Genomic DNA, 23521 nt, shown 5'->3' with positions numbered 1-23521 from the left:
CGCCCTTGCGGTTTGAAAAAATGAAAATAATAGTTAAAACTATTTTCAAACGAACTCTCCGATCTGTTATCTGACTTTCTTTTTAGCTTTACCAGATGTACGTGCCAACGGCCCCAGCCGACAAACTTGACTTAAACTGGCTATTACCTGAGTCAACCGTAAACTGCTGTGTAGCGGAACTGTCGTTCAACACAATCAACACAGTAAGCCCATCAGGGGTTTTAAAGGCTACATTGGGTAGTGACTTTACCTCATCAGAAGCGATTCGAACGGAACCCGGCCGGACAAATTTCGCAGCCACGGCTACATTGTAATAGGCCGGATTTCGCGTTACCCTGTTCCCATCGATGGTCACGGCGCCCAGGCATTCCGTACAACCACCCGGCGTATGCGGATTCTGTTTTGGATCGGCCGCGAGGTTCCATTGCAACACCGTCCGGCACCAATTCCGGGTTCCTCCAATGATCAGTTCGCGTACATGCCAGACCAGATCCCCTTTCAGATTACCGGGCGCTCCAATCCACTGTTCGGTGAAATAGAGGTTCTTATCGGGATAGGCCTTGTGAACCTCCGATAGCGCACTGATGGGACCAGCATACAGGTGAAAAGCCGACCCATCCACGTATTTTCGGGCATCCGCATCATTCAATATCGTTATTGGATAATCGGGCCGATCGGCATTGTGATCGTACAGGATAATTTTCGTTTTGATTTTAGCCGTTTTAAAAGCAGGCCCGAGACTTTTTTTGATGAAGATGGCCTGTTCGGCAGGTAGCATCAGCATACTGGGGTTGTTTCCCGGATGCAGAGGCTCGTTCTGAATGGTTATAGCATCAATCCGAATACCTTCTTTGGCCATACCCTGAATGTATTTGACAAAATAGCGGGCATAGGCATCATAGTAGTCGGTTTTCAGGCTCCCCCCTTTCGAATTACCATTGGTTTTCATCCAGGTAGGGGGCGACCAGGGCGACCCAAGAATTTTGATACTCGGATTGATCGCCAGAATTTGTTTGAGTACAGGAATTAAATAGTCACGGTCGGGTGCCAGGCTGAACTTAGCCAGCGTGGGATCGGTCTGGCCCTCCGGTAAATCATCGTACGAAAACACATGATCGTCGAGGTCCGATGCCCCAATACTAACTCGCAAATAACTCGTACCAATGCTTTTTCCGGTAGTCCCAAACAACTCGTTCAACAGCGTTGCCCGAGCGCTGGCGTCCATCCGCTGAATGAGCATAGCACTCCCTCCAGTAAGGGTATAGCCGAAGCCATCGATGGTCTGGTACGTCTGAGCTGGGTCTACATGAATCGTAGCCGCAGTTTTTTTACTACCGGCAAGGCTTACGGAGGGCTGTTTTTTAAAAAGAATCGACCTTGCAGGATCGGTTAACCAGAATTCAACACCTCCGGCTTTCGTGGATTTCTGCGATACGGTTTGCCCATAGCTGCTCAATGACAGCAGCAACAACAAAATAATAACCCTGGTATTTACGTGCGAATGCATGAAACTACGTGTAGCCGGGTTTCGATTATTCGTCCGGCTACTGATAGTAAGTAAACCGGTTTCGGCCATAACTTACTCATACCGCTTCCGTAAGAGCGATAAAACAGTCCGGGCTATGTCGTTCTTTTTGCTTTAGTGACTGACTATTGGGGCACAAGGCTGCTCGTCCGCTGGCGCTTCCGACGATTAAGCACGACATTTCGAAGCTCGTATCCAATACCCTGTACTTTAGCGATTTCGCTGTAGTCCTGAAGCATATTGTAAATATCGTGATCAATAAACGGGGCATTGGCCCCATCGATGATTACTTCATCGCCCGACTGCAGGGTTCCCAATACTTCCTTCAACTGTGGCTTGCTAAGGAAATACAAATCTTTCTCAAACTCAATCGTTACTTTCCGTCCATCGCGATCGACCCGGAAACTGGTCTGCACATTGGTATAGAGCACAAACAGAATACCCACCACCGAACCTAACGCAATACCAATAAGCAGGTCAGTAAAGATGATTCCTACCACCGTCACAATGAACGGGACAAACTGGCTCCATCCATCCCGGTATACTTTCTGAAAAATCGCTGGTTTCGCTAATTTATAGCCGACCGTGATTAACACAGCCGCCAGGCACGAGAGAGGAATCAGGTTGAGTAAGGCTCCGCCCAGAAATACGGCTATCAGCAAAAACGAACCATGCAAAATCGTTGATATTCGGGTTTTGGCACCGCCATACACGTTGGCCGAAGTTCGCACCACCACCGACGTAACGGGCAGCCCCCCAATCAGTCCCGATAGCATATTCCCAACCCCCTGCGCAATCAGCTCCTGATCGGGCGAAGAAATGCGTTTGGCGGGGTCGAGCCGGTCAGATGCTTCGAGGTTCAGTAACGTTTCCAGACTGGCTACCAGCGCAATCGTTGCGGCAATACCATACACCTGTGGATTGGCCAGGATGGAGAAATCAGGAAAATCGAAAATAGAGAACAAACTCTGCCCCGGTTTAATCGTTGGAATTTGGACCATGTGCTGATGAGCGGTGTCGCCCAGATACCACCCCGGAACCGCAACCCGATAAAATTCATTAAGGGCTACTCCACCACACACCACAATCAACGGCGCAGGAAAATTTTTCAGAAATGCCCGTTTGCTTTTCCCTACGATCTTGTCCCAGCCGATCAGAAATACTAACGAAATCAGACTAATGACAACTGCACCAGGACTTGCCGTTTCGATAGCCCGGTAAATTTCTGACAGTGTGTTTTCCCCATCGGCCAACTGCTGAAACTCGAACTCCCCTTCATAGTCGTTATCCCGACCTAATGCATGTGGAATTTGCTTCAGAATAATAACAATGCCGATAGCCACCAGCATTCCCTTGATCACACTGTCGGGAAAGAAACTACTGAATCGACCCGCTTTGATCAGGCCAAGAACAAATTGTATGACTCCGGCCAATACAACTGCCACCAAAAAAGCCTCGTAAGAGCCTATTTTTGCAATGGCATCGGCCACAATCACCGCCAGACCAGCCGCCGGGCCACTTACACTGACTTCTGATCCAGACAGGAACCCAATGACGATTCCGCCAACCATACCTGCTACCAACCCCGAAAATAGTGGGGCGCCCGATGCCAATGCAATCCCCAAGCATAAGGGTAAGGCGACTAGAAAAACCGATAAACCAGATGGCAGATCGTGACGTAAATAAGCTGACTTATACTGAGTTAATGTTCGGAGCGGGCTTATGCGTTGCATAAAAGGTTGGAATAATCAGTGTATCGATACGCCTGACGAAAAGGGCAGGTTTGTAAAATTAAAAATAAATTAAAGAAAGATTAAAAAACGATTAAAGACATTCCTTGATTCAACTTACTCATACCGAACAAGCCTTTATTCAGGCCCATCTTACCGCCGATGTACGGTCGTTACTTTTGCGGGCTCACCCTGCCGACATAGACATCAAAAAGCTGGCCGCCCAACTAAGTGCCCGCCAGAAAGCCCGCGATAAACTACCTACCTGGTATGCCCATGAAGCATTGATTTTCCCACCACCTTTATCCGTCGAACAGGCTTCGTCGGAGCGGACAGCGCACTACAAAGCGTCGCTAGTGCAGGGGAAACGACTGGTCGACCTGACGGGCGGTATGGGCGTTGACACCTGGGCCTTTGCCAAACGCGTGGAGCAGGTCACGTACGTTGAGCAACAACCTGAACTGGCGGAACTGGCTGCCTACAACCTGCCTTTGCTAGGCGCAACGAACGTACAGGTTGAACAAGGTAACGGACTCACTTTACTGGAGAAACCTGGGTTCCTGAACGGGTCTGTCGACTGGCTTTACCTTGATCCTCATCGCCGAAATGAGCAGGGTGGTAAAGTCGTTCGGCTGGAAGACTGCGAACCCGATCTGTCAAATCCGTCCACCTTAATGAAGCTGTTCCAGCACGCCAATCAAATTTTAGTGAAAGTATCACCGTTACTTGACATCAATCTGGCCGTCCGACAGATGGCGGGCCTGGTCAAGGACGTACATATTGTGGCGGTACAGGGCGAAGTAAAGGAAATCCTGTTTGTTCTGAGCCAGTCATCCGCTATCCCAAATCCTGGTTCAATTAACGCGATCAACTTAACGAGCCATGAATCCATCGTATTTACATTTAACGAGCAGGAGGAACGAGATGCTGCCATATCGCTGGGCGATCCCCAATCATACCTGTATGAACCCAATGCCGCCGTATTGAAAGCGGGGGCTTTCCGACTGGCTGGTCACCGCTACGGCCTGCAGAAACTAGCCCCACACAGCCATTTGTATACCAGCCATGCACTGATTCGAGATTTTCCGGGCCGAATTTTTAAACTTCAATCGATTTTAAAACCAGATGCTAAAGCACTAAAACAAGTCGTACCCGACGGGAAAGCGAACCTCACCGTTCGAAACTTCCCTCAAACCGTAGCTGAGTTGCGGAAAAAATTATCTTTACGTGAGGGCGGTTCTGTCTACATTCTGGCAACAACCCTGCAAAACGGCGACAAACGCCTGTTGATTACCCATAAAGTCGGGCAATCTGATTCGTAACACATTAACCACTAAAACCAATGAACACCATTTTACGCTCCATCGTCCTGGCTTTCCTGCTCATCTATTCAGGCTCAACCTATGCGCAGACCGTCTATGCAGGAGAAACCACCGTCGACAAAGCCACGATAGCTGGCCTTTACTTAACCCTACAGGGCGATGGAAAGCAAATAGAAAAAGACTGGGAGACCGAACTCCAGAAATATGGCCGGGTAAGTTCGTCACGGGGTACGTATCGGGTTCCCAATGCCAGCATTTCAGCCATTTCATCGGAACCCATCAACCTGATCAGTACTGTTAAATCGTCCCGCACGTCGGCCACGATCTTTGCAGGTTTCGACCGGGGCAATGGCAATTTTGTAAAGGCTGGTGATTCGGGTTATTCAGCCGCCGAAAGTTTATTGAAGGCCTTTGCCGATAACAGCCTGTATGGGCAGGAGGTACGAACCGCCGAAGGCAGCTTTGACGAAGCGCAAAAGAATCACCAGCGAATGGTTCGCAAAGGCGAACAGCTTCAGCGTTCCATTGAACAAAATGCGAAAGAAAAAGAGCGGCTCCAAAAACGGCTTGAGGAAAACGCCAAAGAGCTGGAACAACTACAGAAAGATAGTGAAACCAACAAAACAGATCAGCAAACTGCCCTGACCGAGCTGGAAAATCGAAAGAAAAACGTAGAAGCCGTAAAAGCCAAGAAAAGCAACTAATGAATGGATAATGAAAAATGAATAATGTACAATGGATACTGTAAGCAGTAGATTTATTCATTGTACATTATTCATTATCCATTTTTCAGCTTTTAAAGTAAATTCAGACGACTCATCAGTTCGGGTTTGTTGGCCCGGCTGATGGGGATAACTTTAGAGGCCACCACCAGATTTGTTTCCTCAATATCAACTATCTTATCGAGGTTGATGATGTAGGACCTGTGTACACGCAGAAACTGAGTCCCTAGTTTTTCTTCCAATGATTTCATAGTCGTGTATACAATAAATGCCTGTTGCCCAGTCAGAATTTTGACATAATCACCCGTATTTTCAACGTAAAGAATTGAATCGTAAGGAACCCGCACATAACGACCATCATTCTTTACAAAGATTGCCTTATTGTTGACCATTCTCACCTGCTCATTCTTCCGCATAGCCGTAATCACTTTTTCGACGGCTACCTTAAACCGGGTTTGCGTAATAGGCTTTTTCAGGTAATCAGTTACCTGATACTGAAAGGCATCGAAAGCGTATTCCGTTTTGATCGTTGTTAAAATCACCTGTGGCAAAACCGGAAGCCGATCCAATAAATCAAAACCCGAAAGGTCGGGCATTTCAACATCCAGCCAGATCAGGTCGATTGGCTGTTCGGCCAATACGGTTAAGGCCTGCGTTGCATTCTCGCAAACCGCTACAACTTCCAAAGACTCATGCTGTTCGCAAAGATGCTGGAGCGACAGACGGGCCATTCGTTCATCATCAACAATTATACATTTCAGGATCATAGGTTAGGAGTGGTCAGGTAGCGTTGCCATTCGGCCTCCAGAAGCGGGTGTTGGCTTTGTAATGTTGTGTAAAAGTCCTGCCAGATAGCGTTGATACGATCTGCCTGGTCTTGTTTGAAAAGCAGACTTTCAAGCAGAATCAGGGATGCCTCCAAATGAGTTAGCCCAACCATTAATACGGTAGGCCGTAATTTATGGATTGCTGGGTGAACGTCTGCCCAGCGTTGGGCCTGAATCTGCTCATGAATTACCGCAAACTCTGGCAGAACCGAATCAACAAACGTCTCGAGCATACAGGCCGCATACTCTTTATCGTCGCCATACAATTCGGTAAGAAATTGTATATCCAGCAATTGATAGCGTTCTGTGGGATCGCCCCCACCTGCTCCTGTTACCCGAAGTTCTCTGGCTACATTAGTCATTGCTTACGTATCGGATTGGCGAACAGATCGTTTGTAAAAGCTGCTTTTAAGTATGCAAGTTAATTATTTTTCTAAATCATAAGTTTCATTTATTACTCAAAAAGTAAAATAAAAATCAACACTAGCGGGTATCTAACGTAGTCAATTTCAACCAAAGTGTCTGACAAAAAAGATAGGTATGCCGGACAAGTAATGGTTTATTCAGACCAGCCCAAATAGTCTGCCTTTAAAAATAAACCAATAGTTACTTAAAAACCCGAAATTCCTACCATTTATCGAATAGATGTAACTACACGATTCTTTATCCAACAATTTTGATGCACCAAACTACTGAAACCAACTTCTACCCAAATCAATCATGGCCAGTTTCCTAACCGATGAAGCGCTCATCAAACAGTATTTACCAGAGCAGCCCAATCAATGCTTTGAAACCTTATACAATCGGTATGTTAATAAAGTATATCGGCATTGTTTGTCGATGACTAAAGACGAAGAAAGTGCTCACGACTACACCCATGATATATTTATTAAGATGTTTAAGAAGCTGGATACATTCCACGAACGGTCTAGCTTTTCAACCTGGTTATATTCCATTGCCTACAACTACTGTTCGGATCAACTGCGTTTAGCAAAGCGTTTAAACTTTTCTCCGCTCGACGATGAGTTCGATACACCATCCAGCGAATCGTATGAAGCACAGGCAAAGGAGCAGTCGCTACAGTTACTCAATCAGGTAATGGCGCAGTTACCCGAAAAAGAACAGAAGATCCTGCAGCTAAAATATGAACAGGGGTTACGAATCGACGAAATAGCTCAGCTATACAACATCAGCGAAAGCTCTGTCAAAATGCGACTCAAACGTAGCCGGGAAAAAGTCCATCAGCTTTGCGCTTACTACCATACTTTATAAGTTCAGGTTATTCAGCAACGAACTGATTCCCTGTATATCCAGTATATAATCGACCTGCGTGTTGAGTATGGCCTGCTGGGGCATCATAGCTGCCTGGGCGGTTGCGGGCAGTTGGGTCACTAGCAAACCGCCCTTTTTTTTGATTGCTTTCAGACCAGCAGTTCCATCGGCGTTTGCCCCCGACAACAAAACACCGATCAGGGAAGGGCCAAACACCTCAGCGGCAGACTCAAACGTGACGTCGATTGAGGGTCGGCTGTAGTTCACTTTCTCAGAATCATCGAGAGCAAACGTTCGATCACGCTCGATCAGGACATGGTAATCGGCAGGGGCCAGATAGATAATTCCGGGCCTGACTGGTTCCTTATCCTCTACTTCCCGAACCGGGATAGTGGTTTTTAACGAAAGCAGGTGCGCCAGTGTTGAATCGGCAGTGTTACGACGATGCAATACAATGATGCATATATACGTCAATGGGACTGATAAAACCGGTAGTACCTGTAGCAACACATCGATGCTACCCGTCGATCCACCAATGACAACCGCTTTTTTGGCTGTGATTATACTATTTTCCGCCATATTTTTTCGCCATTCAACGGTCTGTATTTGGTCTCCAGCGTAGAGAACCGGAGCGTTTCCTTGGCGCCAAGTGCCAGGTAACTCAGTAACCCCAAACTTTCATCGAACAAGGAAAGCACGCGTTGCTGAAGTGCCTTGTCGAAATAGATCAACACATTCCGGCAAAGAATCAGATCGAATTCATTGAACGACCGATCCGAAACGAGGTTATGCGTCGAAAAAACCATACGCTCAGCCAGTTCATCCAGAAACTTAGCGTAGCTATACTGCGCCGTGTAATACATCGAAAAATCAGCGACTCCACCCGATAACACATAATTTTCGGAGTACTGCTTCATCTGCGATAAAGCGACAATCCCCTTCCGGGCCGACGCCAGCACATCAGGATTTATATCGGTGGCATACAGCAGCGATTTATGCAGCAATCCGGCCTCTTTAAGTAGAATGGCCATCGAAAAAACCTCTTCGCCCGTTGAACAGCCTGCATGCCAGATACGAATAAACGGTTTTGCGGCCAGCGTTGGCAACACGTCGGTTCGGAGTGCTCTGTAAAAAAACGGGTCCCGAAACATTTCGGTCACGTTTACGGTCAGTTCTTCCACAAACCGTTTTATATACTCACTATCGTTCCGTATGCGATACCGCAGTTCAGCAAAACTAGGAAACTTATCAAGCGACCAAACCCGATTGATCCGTCGTTTCAGTGAAGCTCTGGCGTAATGGGTAAAATCATACCCGTAGCGTTCAAACAGGTCCGTCAGCAACAGGTCCATTTGCTCATCCTCAATCATAACCATACCCTGGTTCTATTTTCCTTAGCCCCGGCGGCATCTAGTTTAATATCCGTAACAACCGATCAACATCGATCGGTTTGGCAATATAATCCGAAGCACCTGCCCGAAGGCATTTTTCCCGATCCCCAACCATAGCCTGCGCCGTTACCGCTATTATGGGCGTATTTTTTCGTTGATCGATGGCTTTGATGCGGGGAATGGCTTCGTAACCGTCCATTTCGGGCATCATCATATCGATCAGAACAGCGTCGATTACCTCATCCGTTTGCAGAATAGCTAACGCATCCAGTGCATTCAAACAGGAAAGGCAATCGAACGATTTGGCCCGAAGCGTCGCTGTCAGCGCAAAAATATTCCGCGAATCATCGTCTATAATCAGGACTCGTTTTTTAGCCATGGGCGAAACTAATAGATGGTTTTCGGCTCTTTACTTGCTGGTCAGCCTGCCAGCAAAATAGAAAAAACCGCAAGCAGAATTCAATTAAATGCGCTCATAGAGCCACACGCGTAATAAGGACACCAGTTGATCAATATCTACTGGTTTGGTAATGTAGTCGGAAGCTCCGGCCTGAATGCATTTTTCCCGATCGCCGATCATCGCTTTAGCCGTTACAGCAATCACAGGCAGGTTGCGCCACTGGTAATTCTCACGGATTTTTCGAGCCGTCTCGTAGCCATCCATATGGGGCATCATCATGTCCAGTAATACCACATCAATAGCCGGATTTTCCTCCAGTTTCTGTAATGCTTCTTTGCCATCAAGCGCTGCCACCACTGTCATATTGAACTGCTCAAGCGCTTTCGACAGTGAGAAAATATTGCGTACATCATCATCGACGACCAGTACGGTTTTTTCGTTCAGAACCTGTCCCAATGCTCCCAATTTCTTCGTTTTCCCTTTCGCATTACTTTGCTTGGCTTCTTCCATCAGGTGCAGAAACAACGATACTTCGTCAAGCATACGCTGGTACGAATGGGCCGTTTTGACAACGATCGAGTCGGCGTATTTCTTGATCTTCAGTTCTTCGGCCATCGACAGGCTTTTGCCGGTGAAAATAATGATCGGCAGTGTTTCCAGACCTGGGGTTTTCTTAGCCTCTTCCAGCGTTTCGTAGGCTTTATGATCAGGAATCCCCATGTCGAGAATGACACAGTCGATCTCATTTCGTTTTAGGGCATCGATACCATCCTTCACAGTGCTCTTCAACTCCGAGTTGATATTGAACGTTTCCAGAAAGTACGCCAGCGCTTTGGCATGTTTCGGGTTATCTTCAATAATCAGTACCTTCTTCGAGTCGCGGCTGAGTACATATTCGATCTTTTTAAACACCTCATGCATCTGTTCAAAAGCCATAGGCTTATCAACAAAATCGATAGCCCCTTTCATCAGGCTTTCGTTCTTGAGCCGGTGCGACGACATAATATGCACTGGTATATGACGGGTTTGTGGGTCAGCCTTCAGGGCATCCATGACTTGCCAGCCACTCATAATTGGGAGTTCAATATCGAGCAGAATACCTACAGGTTTATACAGGCCAGCCAGCTTAAGCCCTTCATCCCCCCGAACGGCTACAATACCCTTGTAGCCCTTCTTACGAGAATACTCCAGCAGCGACTTGGCGAAATTCGCATCGTCCTCGACGATCAGTATAGTTTTATCCTTTTCGGTAAGATTGTTCCGATCATCAGGAATGGCTTCCGGGATTACAGAACTAATGTATTTTACTTCAGGAGTTGGGGGCGTCGCTGGAGGCAGTGGTGCTGGTTCGGCCGGAGCAGACACAGGTTCAGGAAGCGTTTGCTCTTCATTCTGAAGGATTGGCACGTTGACGGTAAACGTACTACCTTCGTTTACCTGACTAACCAGTGTAATTTCGCCCCCCAGTAGCTTAACCAGCTCACGGCTGATCGACAGCCCCAGCCCCGTTCCGCCATACTTACGCTTTGTTGAGCCATCAGCCTGCTGGAATGCTTCAAAAATGAGCGGCTGTTTTTCGGCCGGGATACCGATACCCGTATCGTTCACAACAAACAGAAGCCGGTTTGCATTGCCTGGTTGCCGGTTGATCGTCAGGCTAACACTACCGGCAGCGGTGAATTTAAGTGCGTTCGATAACAGGTTTTTCAGAATCTGCCCCAGCCTCATCCGATCGGTCGTGATCTGTGCCGGACTATCGGGGGCCACACGAATCGAAAAATCAAGTCCTTTTTCTTTGGCCAGCAAGGCAAACAGCGACTGGAGTTCGTCGGTAAGCTCAGCAATCGGCACTTCCTGATAATCGAGCTTCATCTGCCCGGCTTCAATCTTCGACAAATCCAGAATTTCGTCGATCAGGCCAAGCAGTCCATTCCCCGACGATTGGATGACTTTGGCATATTCGATCTGCTCCGCCGTAAGCGTTTCTTCATGATTTTCGGCCAGCAATCGGCTCAGCAGCAAGATGGAGTTGAGCGGTGTTCGCAATTCATGCGACATATTCGCCAGGAATTCCGACTTGTATCGGGTCGTCAGTTCCAGTTCGTCGGCCTTTCGCTGGATCTCATCATTTTTTTCCTCCAGCAATAAGCCACGCTCTTCCAGTTCGGTATTGGTCTGCTGCAATTCTTCCTGCTGCACCCGAAGTTCCTCTTCCGAAGCCTGTAACCGTTGCGCCTGAGCCTCCAGTTCGGCATTCAGATTTTCGAGTTCGGAGTGTTGCGACTGCAATTCTTCAGACTGCGCCTGCGTCTCTTCGAACAGTGCCTGAAGCTTAACGTAATCAAGTGCCGCATTGACACCAATAGCGATTGACTCCTGATTCATTTCCAGGAACTCGATATCCAGCGGTCTGGGGTCACGAAAAAAGCCCAACTCAACAGCGCCCACGCAGACATCGGCAAACAAAAGCGGCACAATAACCAGCGACGTGGGGCGACTTTCGCCTACCGACGAGCTTACACGACTATAATCTGCTGGCAAATCCCGTACAATTACCGTTTTTTTACCCTGAATAGCCTGTCCTACCAATCCATTACCTGCCACAACGCTTCGGGGCGCCCCTTGCACGGCATAGCTCCCCGACAGCATGTACAGCCGATCGTTTTCGGTTAAATAAACGGTTCCAACGGGGGCGTTCAGGTATTCGGCAAGGGTATTGATCAGGTTGGTACTTAGCGTTGACAAATCACGCTGCCCCCGGATGGCATCACTTATTCGTACGGAACCCGTCTGTAGCCAGGTACGATTCTGCAGATCAATAAATGTTCGTTCCAAGGCACTGGCCATCAGGTTGAGTGCACTACCGATACGGCCCAGGTCATCGTCTTTGGTATCGTCGCTCCGTACGGCATAATCCCCTTCAGCAATATCGTGGGTAATATCTTCCAGAACGGCAATTCGCTGATTGGTTTCAATATACTTTTCTTCCGCCTTTTTCTGGTGGGCAATCCGATCGTCAAGATCCTGTTTAATGCGCACGTAGGTGAAACTGGTGATCAGCATCGAAATAATGGCCGCAATCACCAGCAGAAATGGCGTATAGGTAATGTAAATATCCTGTTGTTCGATTCGACGCTTGAGGATACTCTGCTCCTGGACTTTTATGGTATTGATGGTTGCCCGCAGCGTATCCATAATCTGCTTCCCCCGAATCATTTCCCGATGACGGTTGATGGTGTCTGAGGCAAACGCCTTATGCCCCCTAACCAAATCGATCACCCGTTGCATCTGGACAAACTTGGCCTCGTACAAACGTTTAACCTCTGCCAGATTTTTCTGCTGGGGCGAATTATCGCCCGTCAATTGCAGTACACGGTTATAGCTATTCGCTACTTTCTCATAACTACCACTGTACGGCTGTAAAAAGAGTGGATCAAGCGTAACGAGGTAGCCGCGCTGCCCGGTCTCAGCATCTTTCATAAACGAAATGATGTTCTCCGATTCAATCAGTACCTCATTGGTATGATTCACCAGCTTCGAATTTTCGATCAGCTGCTGAATGCTGTAAAACGATGCAATCAGGCTGATCAGGAGCAACAGTGTCGAAAACGAAAAGACAATCTGCAACTGTCGAACGACCGAATTTGAACTTGAGTAACGTGGCATAAGAGAGGAAAGCTATTTTGGATATGTAGGATGTAGGATATATGATGTAGGATGTATGCTTCTAGAAACCTTAACTTTAACTACCATACATCATATATTCTACATCCTATATCATACTGTAGCATCATACTTGGTTTATGGGTAGAATCAGGATAAAACTGGCCCCCTCATCGACCCGGCTACGCGCCGAAATCAGACCATGATGTTTATCTATATTCTTTTTTGCGATAGCCAGTCCAATCCCGGTTCCTTCATAAGCAGTTCGATTGTGTAACCGCTGAAAAATAATGAAGATGCGTTTCAGGAATTTTTCATCAAACCCAATGCCGTTATCGGTAAACGTGATTCGGCAAAAGGGCCCTTCGGGCGATGGGTCTGCGTCGATATCTTTTGTTGCCACCCGCTCTGACCGGATATGAATGATGGGGGGCTGGTCGGGTTTTGTAAACTTGAGCGCATTGCTCAGTAAGTTTTGAAAAACCTGCCGGAGTCGCATCGGAATGGCATCCAGCACAGGTAGTGGATCAATGGAAATCGTGGCTCCTTTTCGGTTAATCTGGTCATCGAAGTCCAGCAGTAGTTCCTGAATCAAGCCATTCAGATCGGTCGGTTGAAACGGCTCCGGTTCTGAAAGCTGCGAATAGGTAAGCAGGTCTTTGATCAATTCAGCCATTCGGGCCGACGAGCGAATCGACCGATCCAGGTACAGCACAGCTTCGGGGTTATCTTTCAGGAACCGCTCCCGGATGGTGTCGTTCAGTAATTGAATTTTTCGTAGTGGCTCTTTCAGATCATGCGAAACGACCCACGTAAACTGTTGTAATTCGTGGTTTGTCTGCTCCAGCTCGGTGTTTTTCAGTAGCAGTTCACTTGTCCGCAGATTGACCTGTTGCTCCAGCAATTCGGCCGCCTGTTTCTGTGGATGAATATCAGTAAAGGTGCCAATCCATCGAACCCGACCGCCATCGCGTACAATTGGAATAATCCGCAAAAGATGATACCGATACGATTGTGTCCCTAGCTCCTGCAACCGAACTTCACGGGTAAATTCCTCGCCCTGCTCCAACGCCTGATGCCAGTCGTCACAAACACCTGCATCATCGGGATGCATCGTTGGAAAGGTATTCGCATCGGTCGAGTAGCGAAACCAGTGCTCATTAACGTACTCAACAATTCCATCGGGTTTAATGGCAAAGGCCATCTGCGGTAACGAAGCCAGTACAGCCTGTAATTCCTGCATTCGTTTGGCAAGTTCTTCCTGAGCCTGCCTACGTACATTAACTTCTTTACGTAGCGAATCCTGCGTGGCCCGTAACTCATGCTGTTGCTGATAGAGCTTATCCAGCGTTTTCACTTTCAGAACCAGAATATCTGGATCTACGGGCTTGGTGAGGTAGTCTATCCCCCCCGATGTATACCCTTTGGTGATGAATCGCTTTTCCGTATTTACTGCCGACAGAAAAATGATCGATGAATCCCGGGCTTTACTAAAGCCCGAAATGGCATTGGCTACCTCGAAGCCATCCATTCCGGGCATCTGAACGTCCAGTATGATGACTGAGTAGTCCGTTTTCAGTATTTTTTTGAGGGCTTCTTCACCCGATTCGGCGGTGTCGACCGAAAAACGATGCAGTTCCAGAATTTTTTTCAGGGGTATTATATTCTCTGGCCTGTCATCAACGATAAGAATCATGAAAGTTTATTGGTTAAAACGCTGAGGCTAAGCGAACTTCAAAACGGGTATATAAACTAGATTTAAACCTATCCAACTCAATGATTGTTTCGAAAATTGTTGGTGAAGATAGAACAGGGAAGGCCGTGCTTCCAAATTCATTTAGCGTATGCCCCCAAAGTGAACGTTCATCCGTAAACGAGCGCCCTATTAGTAGTCGGGCACTTATCAATCGGTTAATTACAACTCCTCTTCTGCAACCACTCCCTCACTAGTAAGGGCTGCGGCCAACCTTGTCCTGGCAAACTGGTTTTACCGCAAACTTGACCCCTCACCTCATCACAGGTAGTCGCTAGTACATGGAAGCCAAACATCCGAACACGAGTTTTTCGGCCAGCCGCCCCGAAACGGTCGTTGGTCCCGAAGAAGAAAATCTACTTCCCCGAGCGGTGCTACGGCCTAATAATTACATATTGCTCGACGGCGACTGGCAGTTTGCGCTAGACCCCGACGATCGTGGCATACTCGACCAATGGTACGTGGGGCATCAATACGACGGAATAGCGCACTGGCCCGGCTCCATTGAAGATCACCTGGCGCAGGCAAAAGGCTTAAGTGTTCCGGCTTCCTGGAATGATAAGGTTATCGCCTGGTATGAACGTGAGTTCACGTTGCCTACCCGAACCGAGCCCCACTCCCGCTCCATGATTCAACTGACGTTTGGCGCCTGTGGCTATGAAACCCGAGTCTGGCTCAACGGCTTTTTACTACGGACCATCGAAAATGAAGACGTACACTTCGGTGAGTATACGTCATTTTCCTACGAATTGCCGGAAGAACACCTTCGGCCAAACAACCGCCTGACGGTTCGGATTGCCGATACGATGGATGCCGAAATTCCACGGGGGAAACAGGAGTCGCATGTGTATAAGCGCGGGGGAATCTGGTATCAAACCTACACGGGTGCCGTACGTAGTATCTGGCTGGAAACCGTCGAACGGAATCGATTGCGCTCGCGAGTCGGGGTGGTGAGCGAAGTAGAAGACCGCCTGGTCCGATTCAGTATTACTACCCGCATTCATGATCCGGGCGATTATCAGGTACGGCTAACCGTTTACGACCTGCAAGCCACCGAGCCGATGGCCAGCGCCGAATTCCCTCTCCGGCTCGAAGCTGGTCAGAAGCAGCAGCGGCTGGTACTGGATATAGAGGGTGCCGGGTTATGGTCGCCCGCTTCTCCCCGACGTTATAAATTGATTGCCCAACTGATTGACTCCAACGGGTATAGTGCCCAGATAGAAAGTCTGTTTGGCCTCCGCAAGGTTGAAGCCAGAGGCCGAAAAATTTACTTGAACAACGAATCTATCTACCTGGATGGCATTCTATATCAACCCGGCACAGCTACCTACGAGGAGATGAAACAGCATATGCTGGCCATGAAAGAACTGGGTTGTAATCTGGTGCGGGTGCACATTGCCGGGGTTGACCCACGCATTTATAACCTGGCCGATAAATTAGGGCTTTTACTGTGGGTAGAAGTTCCCAGTCCACATAGCTCAACAGCTCGCAGCCGCCAGAACCACCGGGCCGAACTGCTCCGCATGGTGTCGCTTATCAGTTCGCATCCGTCGGTGGTGATCTGGAGTCTTTACAATGAGGACTGGGGGGCTCAGGATATAGCCAGCAATACCGAAGCCCGGCAATACATCATGGACATGTATCATTACATGAAGCTGGCTTATCCGCAATTCCTTATTGTCGATAACGATGGCTGGCATCATATTTCGTTTGAAGGTCGGCTTAAGTCAGATCTGTTGACCGCACACCTGTATACACCCGACCTGACGTACTGGCATACGCTGCTTGATCGACTTAGTGCCGGTGAACTTACCGGGGTAGCCGCCTTTCCGCTGGTGGTTGGGGATCCATTCTTTTACCGTCGGCAAGTCCCTTTGCTGGTGAGTGAATGGGGCGGTTTTGGTTTTGCAAACTACGGAGGCCCGGCAACTTCCAGCGATCGGGCGGAAACCATCCGGCTCTTCAAACAGGCGTTACAACAGTACCCGATCGCAGGCGATATTTATACCCAGGCCACGAATATCGAAGACGAACAGAATGGGCTGATAGATACAAAATCGGGCGACTTACTGGTACCCTCTGGCCTGCTCCAGTCAACTCCCAGACCGTCTCCTGGCTTGGTATAAATCCGCCGTTTGGCCATCCTCTACAAATACACAAAAAAAGGCCCCAGACGGAGCCTTACCATTACCCAACGAACAGAAAAAAGCCTTTTACCGCAAAAAATACGCTCTAGAGCTTCGGCGTGTCAATAAATGGCTTTACCAGGTTCCCCAGATGTTGTAACTAGCTACCGATTCGTCCCCATCTGGTGATCGGGTACAATCCGGGTAGGAATCAAGCGCGATACGGTTGGACTATAAGCAACCCAGCGCAGCCAGCACCAGTTATTGCTGGCTAGTCGTCGAACATGAAACGGTACTTAACTGATGGCGTACCAGCGATAAGCGCCGTCGGGAGATGGGGAGTCGGCTCTGATTGCTCATGACCACATACGAGGGCAACCGCAGGTGGGGTGCCAGCGTGATTTGACAGGCATACATCGGATTAACCAGCGCCTGCTTATGAACCCGGAGGAAGTGAGGCCACCGTTGTGCATACCATTTCAGCGTGCGGGCCATAAGGATTACTTGTCCGTCTACCATGTGGAGATAACAATAGTTGACCTCGCCGGTGATATACAGAATGGCGTGCGGATCGAACTGACAATGCTTTCCTTTAGAAGAGGATGAAATGTTTCGCATAAACTCAAATTAAGTAAAGAAGATAACCCCAGGCAGGGCATAGAATTAGCGGTTCTGTGCCCTGCCTGGGTTTTACTGAGCCGTGATGACGCGGGCGTAGATGTTGTTGAGCCGGTTCACATCGTAACTCCCACTGCTGTCGTCAGCCACACTAATGGTGATGTTGGAACGACTGCCACCGTTGGCACTGGTTCGACTTACCCAGAAGCCAACATCCATCGTGCTGTGACCTCCGATCGACTCCCCTCCGTTCAGACTGATCCGTAACTGCTGACTACCCACACTGCCACTCAACGTCCACTTCCCATTGGCCACACTCACCAGACTTCCCCCCGAGACCTGAATACTGGTTAACGTATTGTCGAAGCTTACACTGTAGCCCGTCGGGACCGTGATGGTCACCACAACGGCCCCGCTGGCCGTCGAGCCGTTCACCTCCTGCAACTGCATCAGCAGCCCCTTGGTCTCCTCCGATGAGAAGTTCCCACTAGGCATAGTGATGATGGCCGACAGGTCGGGACCAGCCAGCGCTGTCACACTCACCACCGAAGTCTGGGAACATACCCCCGAAGTGCCCACCACCGTGAAACGCTGCTCACCGGCCGTGGTCAGACTCACCGACAGGGCCGAAGCCGTGCTGGGGCTGGTCAACACAACCGTCGAGGGAGCCGTCCACTGGTAAGTGGTGGCTCCGCTGGCCGTCAGGCTAACGACCACCCCCACATTGGCCTGGGGTAGATTAGAACCCACTGACAGGCTCAGCACCGTGTTGCTGGTGATGGTGGTGGTGGCCGCTGCGGTACAACTGTTGGCGTCGGTCACCTTCACTGAATAGGTACCCGCCGTGGTCAGAGTGCGCACGGCATTGGTGCTGGCATCCTCCCACAGGTAGGTGCTGCCCCCGGTGGCCGTCAGGCTGAGGCTGGTGGTGGTACAGGTTAAGGTTGAACTGGCGGGTTTAAGAATACTAGCCACGGGTGCTGCGTTGACTAGCAGGGACGTTGTCGCTGTGATCGGGCTGCCATTAATGCTGACGATGAGGGTGAAGATCTGGGTACCACTGCCAGTAGCGGTCAGGCTCTGGGTCAGGGTTGGGGTGCTGCCGGTTCCGCTGGTGGAGCTGGTGCCGTTGGTAAGGGTGAAGCTGTAGCTGCCGGTCAGGTTGCCGATACTGGCCGAGAAGCTGGTAACAGTACCCGCACAGGCCGTAGCGGGATTAGCGCTGAAGCCCGTCAGGGTCACTCCCGAAGATGCGAAGAAATAGGCCGAACCCGTATTGGAAAGGGAGTTGGCTCCTGCCGCATCTTCGTCATCCAGCGAGGCCCCCACCACAATTTGCCCACCACTAATGCCCACCGACTGGCCAAACTTATCGCCCGTCCCCCGGTCGGAGGCCACTAGTTTCTGGACCTGTCCCCAGTTGTCGGAACCGCCCTGGTTCTGACTGAATACATAGGCTGTACCCGCATTCGGGAGCGTATTGCCGCCCGATGCATCGCCAGATCCAGCAACGGCCCCTACCACGATGGTATTCCCACTGATGGAAACCGAATTGCCAAAGTTGTCATTAGCTGCCCGGTCGCTGGCGACGATTTTTTTGACTTGTCCCCAGTTGTCGGTGCCGCCCTGGTTCTGACTGAATACGTAAGCCGAACCGGCATTAGTAAGCGTATTGCCCCCTGCTGCGTCCTGACTATTCTGACTAGCTCCCACTACAAGGGTGCTACCATTGATGGCGACCGAATTGCCAAACCAGCTACTTGCGACCCGGTCATTGGCGACGAGTTTTTTGACCTGTCCCCAGTTGTCGGCACCTCCCTGATTCTGGCTGAACAGGTAAACCGATCCCGCTAAAGTGAGCGTATTCTCTCCCGAAGCATCTTTAGATTCTCCGTAGGCACCCACCCCGATAATGTTACCATTGATTGTTACGGAAAAACCAAAATAGCTATTGGTACCCCGGTCGCTGGCAACTAGTTTTTTGACCTGCCCCCAGTTGTTAGTTCCCCCCTGGTCCTGACTGAATACGTAGGCAGAGCCAGCATTAGTGAGGGAATTCCCCCCTGATGCATCCCGGCTATCCCACATAGCGCCCACCACAATGGTACTGCCGCTGATACCCACCGACGTACCAAACAGAGCAAGAATTGACCGATCTGAAGCCACCAGCTTTTTGACCTCTCCCCAATTATCGGTGCCCCCCTGGTTCTGACTGAATACGTAGGCCGCTCCCGAAGCAAGGAGCATATTAAGACCTGCTGCGTCCTGACTATTCTGACTAGCCCCCACCACAATAGTATTCCCACTGATGGCCACCGAATAGCCAAAATAACTATTTGACACCCGGTCACTAGCCACTAGCTTTTTGATCTGGGTCCAGGTACCGTTTTGCCGTTTGAGCACATAGGCCGATCCCGCGTTGAGTACGGACTGACCACTGCTGGCATCGGTGTAATCCTGATAGGCCCCCACCACCGCATACGCCCCATCGATAGCCACCGAAAAGCCGTAGTACTGAGAACCGAAGTAATCACTCAGAACCACTTTCTGCTCCTGTCCCCAGTTGTCGGTGCCGCCCTGGTTCTGATTGAACACATAAGCCGAGCCCGCAGAAGTGCGCGAATAGTTACCGGATTCATCTTCGTCCTCCTGGTAGGCCCCCACCATAATACGACTGCCACTGATGGCCACCGAATAACCAAAATAGTCATTGGCTGCCCGGTCACTGGCGACAATCTTTTTGACCTGTCCCCAGTTTTCGGCTCCCCCCTGATTCTGACTAAACACATAGGCCGAACCTGCATCCGTGAGCGTATTACTACCCGATGCATCCAGATCGTTCTTGTTAGCCCCCACCACGATGGTATTCCCACTTATGGAAACTGAAGTACCAAAATAGTCATTGGCTGCCCGGTCACTGGCGACAATCTTTTTGACCTGTCCCCAGTTGTCGGCGCCCCCCTGATTCTGGCTGAACACATAGGCTGAACCTGGATTGCCACTTGTAGAATTCAGATCGTTCTGAGGAGCCCCCACCACGATCAGACTCCCACTGATGGCCACCGAATAACCAAAAAAGTCAGCAGCAGCGCGGTCGGTGGCGACAATCTTTTTGACCTGTCCCCAGTTATTAACTCCCCCCTGATTCTGACTGAACACATAGGCCGAGCCCGCATCCGTGAGCGGATTACTTCCCGACGCATCCTTGTCTTCCAAGTTGGCGCCCACCACGATGGTATTCCCACTAATCGCTACTGACCAGCCAAAACGGGCATTGGGGCTCCGGTCGGAGGCCACGAGCTTTTTGACCTGACCCCAGTTGTTAGTTCCCCCTTGGTCCTGACTGAACATGTAGACTGCCCCCGTTCCGTTCATATTATTAGCGCCTGCAGCATCCAGGCTCTCCCCAATGGCTCCCACTATAATCGTACTGCCACTAACGGCAACCGAAGTGCCAAAAAAATCAAATGTAGACCGGTCGGAGGACACCAGCTTTTTGACCTGCCCCCAGTTATCGGCTCCGCCCTGGTTCTGGCTGAACACATAAGCAGCCCCCATATTCGAGAGCGTACCATCATTCTCCAGATTGGCCCCTACCACGATGAGGCTCCCACTGATGGCCACCGAATAACCAAAATAGTCAGCAGCAGCCCGGTCGGAGGCTACCAGCTTTTTGATCTGGGTCCAGGTGCCGTTCACCCGTTTGAAAACGATGGCTGAACCCGCACTCGACAGTGTGTTCATTCCTCCGGCATCCTCGGATTCCCCATTGGCACCGACTACTGCATAATCACCATCAATAGCGACCGAATAACCAAACTGATCATTAGTCGCCCGACCAAGTGAGGTAAGCGTGCGTCGGTCTGAAGCTGCTGTTTTGATGATCTGGTTCCAGTCCTGGGCCAGACCCCGGTTCGATAAAAACAGCAAGAACGCCAGGAGCCACAGCCCTCCCGGACGGCTACGTTTGGCTCGACAGAAGTCAACAATCACTGCCAGAGATTGGCTAAAACGAGTCGTTGATCGGGGGTAGAAATGATGCATCGAAGACGAAAATCTTGTGAGTAGATAGCCCTTGTTGGCTACCCCCAAAGCTCTTCATTATCCCCCCCTCGCTGTTAACCCATTTCAGACATTCTTTTGCTCATTTTGGACATGGGCCACTTTTTAGCAAAAAATAGGCCCCGAATAGAGCCTATTTTTTAACTTATGTTGACATAAGTAATTTCGTTGGTGTTGACCTGGGCAGGCTGGCCGTACTCGTTATCAGAAACGTACCGGAGTCAATAAAGGTAGTTGTGGCTCCTTCGAGTGCCAATCCATACGCCTTGTCTATAGGGCTAATCAGGCCCTAATTGATCACCGTAACGCTTATGGCACTGGCCCGATTCCTACGGAACCACCCGCACCGATGCTCAGCCTGGCCCCTGCGTTTATAGATATTGCTTTAAACTTCGCCACTGTACCACTGCCCACAACCGGGATGTTGGTCACGTTGTTGATCACCACCGGGTTGCCCGGACCAGGAACGCCGTTAGGGTTCCAGTTGCAGGCATTAGCCCAATCCGAACTGACCGACCCGGTCCAGGTCATGGATTCTGTAGTGGAGGCCACTGGGGTACAACCGGTACTGTTTACCGTAACTGTCACATTGGTGATGCTCGTACAGCCCGAGGCAGACAGCGCCGTAACCGAATAAGTCGCTGTGAGGGTGGGCGCAGCCGTGAAGGTGGCCGACTGCACATTGCCCGTCCAGGTGTAGGAAGTAGCCCCGGCCGGCGACCCGGACGAAGCGGTCAGCGTAACCGTGTTGCCCGACGTGATCGTCAGGCTGGGCGTGGCTGTGACCGTCAGGGAAGGTAGGACATTTACGGTCAGGGTGGTGCTGGCGGTGGCTTTTTGGCTGTTGGCACTTATGGTCAGGGTAAAGCTCTGCGTGCCCGACCCGGCAGCTGTCCAGCTTTGACTGAAGGCGCTGTTACTGGTGGTTACGGTGGTGGTGCTTAGACCGTTGGTGAGTGTATAGGTATAGGGGCCTATCACATTGCCCATCGTAGCGGTAAAGGTGGTCACACTACCAGCGCAGACCGGGTTGGGTGCAGCGGCAAACCCGGCAAGGGTGATCACCCCCGTCGGTCCAAAGAAATAAGCCGAACCTGAATTGGTAAGCGTATTCGTACCCAAGGCATCTTCGTCTTCCAGATAAGCCCCTACCACAAGCTGGTTGCCACTAATGGCCACTGAACGGCCAAAATTATCAGAAGCCCCCCGGTCGCTGGCGACAATTTTTTTGACTTGTCCCCAGTTGTCGGTGCCGCCCTGGTTCTGGCTGAACACATAGGCTGAACCGGCCGAGAAGAGTGTATTAGTACCCAACGCATCTTCGGCTTCTGAAGGGGCGCCCACCACAAGCTGGCTGCCACTGATGGCGACCGACCAGCCAAAATTATCAGAAGCTCCCCGGTCGCTGGCGACAATCTTTTTGACCTGCCCCCAGTTGTCGGTGCCGCCCTGGTTCTGGCTGAACACATAGGCCGAACCCGCGTTAGAGAGCGTATTGCCCCGTGAGGCATCTTCGTCTTCCTGATAAGCTCCTACCACAATTAAACTGCCACTGATGGCCACCGAACGGCCCAAAGCATCGTCAGCTCCCCGGTCGGTGGCGACAATCTTTTTCACCTGTCCCCAGTTGTCGGTGCCCCCCTGGTTCTGGCTAAACACATAGGCTGAGCCCGCTGATGAAAGCGTATTGCCCCCCGAGGCATCTTCGTCTTCCTGATTTGCCCCCACCACAATCAAACCGCCACTGATGCCCACTGAATAACCAAAAAAATCGTTAGCAGCCCGATCGCTGGCGACAATCTTTTTGACCTGTCCCCAGTTATTAGTGCCCCCCTGGTTCTGACTAAACACATACGCCGATCCCGCAGCAGAGAGCGTATTGCCCCCCGAGGCATCTTCGTCTTCCTGATTTGCCCCCACCACAATCAAACCGCCACTGATGCCCACCGAAAAGCCAAATTGATCCCCAGCCCCCCGGTCGGTGGCGACAATCTTTTTCACCTGACTCCAGTTGTCGGTGCCCCCCTGGTTCTGGCTGAACACGTAGACTGAACCCGCGTTAGAGAGCGTATTGCCCCCCGAGGCATCTTCGTCTTCCTGATAAGCCCCT

At 50.1% G+C, this 23521-nt stretch carries 15 protein-coding genes and 1 pseudogene; 4 read left to right on the top strand and 12 right to left on the bottom strand.

What is annotated here, in order from left to right; translation table 11 throughout:
• Positions 1-88: 88 nt before the first annotated feature.
• Together BGO59_RS31875 and BGO59_RS31870 are read right to left on the bottom strand one after the other, a co-directional pair.
• Positions 89-1507: a glycoside hydrolase family 30 beta sandwich domain-containing protein gene (locus tag BGO59_RS31875; protein WP_293691060.1), complete on the bottom strand. Its 1419-nt coding sequence runs from the start codon at positions 1505-1507 to the stop codon at positions 89-91.
• Positions 1508-1650: 143 nt separating this feature from the next.
• Positions 1651-3258 carry a SulP family inorganic anion transporter gene (locus BGO59_RS31870; RefSeq protein WP_293691059.1) on the bottom strand — a complete coding sequence of 536 codons (1608 nt, stop codon included), beginning with the start codon at positions 3256-3258 and terminating at the stop codon, positions 1651-1653.
• A gap of 104 nt (positions 3259-3362) precedes the next feature.
• On the opposite strand from BGO59_RS31870, the gene BGO59_RS31865 reads away from it, so the two are divergent.
• Positions 3363-4577 (top strand): SAM-dependent methyltransferase, encoded by a 1215-nt coding sequence (locus BGO59_RS31865; RefSeq protein WP_293691057.1) that lies wholly within the window; start codon positions 3363-3365, stop codon positions 4575-4577.
• A gap of 20 nt (positions 4578-4597) precedes the next feature.
• Positions 4598-5281 (top strand): hypothetical protein, encoded by a 684-nt coding sequence (locus tag BGO59_RS31860; protein ID WP_293691055.1) that lies wholly within the window; start codon positions 4598-4600, stop codon positions 5279-5281.
• 92 nt (positions 5282-5373) lie between these two features.
• Here the strand turns inward: BGO59_RS31860 and BGO59_RS31855 are convergent, their stop codons facing one another.
• Together BGO59_RS31855 and BGO59_RS31850 are read right to left on the bottom strand one after the other, a co-directional pair.
• The gene (locus BGO59_RS31855) at positions 5374-6066 is read right to left on the bottom strand and encodes a LytTR family DNA-binding domain-containing protein (protein WP_293691053.1); all 693 of its coding nucleotides are present in this window, start codon (positions 6064-6066) and stop codon (positions 5374-5376) included.
• Complete coding sequence (locus tag BGO59_RS31850; RefSeq protein ID WP_293691051.1) at positions 6063-6488, bottom strand: Hpt domain-containing protein; 426 nt, start codon at positions 6486-6488, stop codon at positions 6063-6065. Before BGO59_RS31850 ends, BGO59_RS31855 begins: the two co-directional genes overlap by 4 nt.
• Before the next feature lie 358 nt (positions 6489-6846).
• Between BGO59_RS31850 and BGO59_RS31845 the strand changes: the two genes are divergently transcribed.
• Complete coding sequence (locus tag BGO59_RS31845; RefSeq protein ID WP_293691049.1) at positions 6847-7398, top strand: RNA polymerase sigma factor; 552 nt, start codon at positions 6847-6849, stop codon at positions 7396-7398.
• Here BGO59_RS31845 and BGO59_RS31840 read toward each other — a convergent pair.
• The 5 genes from BGO59_RS31840 to BGO59_RS31820 form a co-directional block, all read right to left on the bottom strand.
• The gene (locus tag BGO59_RS31840; RefSeq protein ID WP_293691047.1) at positions 7393-7977 is read right to left on the bottom strand and encodes a chemotaxis protein CheB; all 585 of its coding nucleotides are present in this window, start codon (positions 7975-7977) and stop codon (positions 7393-7395) included. The genes BGO59_RS31845 and BGO59_RS31840 overlap by 6 nt on opposite strands.
• Positions 7959-8768: a protein-glutamate O-methyltransferase CheR gene (locus BGO59_RS31835; protein WP_293691078.1), complete on the bottom strand. Its 810-nt coding sequence runs from the start codon at positions 8766-8768 to the stop codon at positions 7959-7961. The genes BGO59_RS31840 and BGO59_RS31835 overlap by 19 nt, the downstream gene beginning before the upstream one ends.
• Positions 8769-8808: 40 nt before the next feature.
• A complete protein-coding gene (locus BGO59_RS31830; RefSeq protein ID WP_293691045.1) occupies positions 8809-9168 on the bottom strand; it encodes a response regulator in 360 nt (119 codons plus the stop codon).
• Positions 9169-9252: 84 nt separating this feature from the next.
• Positions 9253-12855 (bottom strand): response regulator, encoded by a 3603-nt coding sequence (locus tag BGO59_RS31825; protein WP_293691043.1) that lies wholly within the window; start codon positions 12853-12855, stop codon positions 9253-9255.
• A gap of 124 nt (positions 12856-12979) precedes the next feature.
• Positions 12980-14548 carry a response regulator gene (locus BGO59_RS31820; RefSeq protein ID WP_293691041.1) on the bottom strand — a complete coding sequence of 523 codons (1569 nt, stop codon included), beginning with the start codon at positions 14546-14548 and terminating at the stop codon, positions 12980-12982.
• A gap of 338 nt (positions 14549-14886) precedes the next feature.
• Between BGO59_RS31820 and BGO59_RS31815 the strand changes: the two genes are divergently transcribed.
• The gene (locus BGO59_RS31815; RefSeq protein WP_293691039.1) at positions 14887-16731 is read left to right on the top strand and encodes a glycoside hydrolase family 2 protein; all 1845 of its coding nucleotides are present in this window, start codon (positions 14887-14889) and stop codon (positions 16729-16731) included.
• Positions 16732-16992: 261 nt separating this feature from the next.
• On the opposite strand, the gene BGO59_RS31810 is transcribed toward BGO59_RS31815, so the two are convergent.
• The 3 genes and pseudogenes from BGO59_RS31810 to BGO59_RS31800 form a co-directional block, all read right to left on the bottom strand.
• On the bottom strand, positions 16993-17349 hold the full coding sequence (locus tag BGO59_RS31810; protein ID WP_293691037.1) for a LytTR family DNA-binding domain-containing protein: 357 nt from the start codon (positions 17347-17349) through the stop codon (positions 16993-16995).
• Positions 17350-17421: 72 nt separating this feature from the next.
• Complete coding sequence (locus BGO59_RS31805) at positions 17422-21393, bottom strand: FG-GAP repeat protein (protein ID WP_293691035.1); 3972 nt, start codon at positions 21391-21393, stop codon at positions 17422-17424.
• Between the two features lie 327 nt (positions 21394-21720).
• Positions 21721-23521, bottom strand: a pseudogene (locus BGO59_RS31800) (hypothetical protein); the annotation flags it as partial.

Source organism: Spirosoma sp. 48-14, from assembly GCF_001898575.1.
Taxonomy (GTDB): Bacteria; Bacteroidota; Bacteroidia; order Cytophagales; family Spirosomataceae; genus Spirosoma.
Note: the sequence above shows the minus strand (reverse complement) of the source record. Positions and strands in the feature narration are given on the sequence as shown.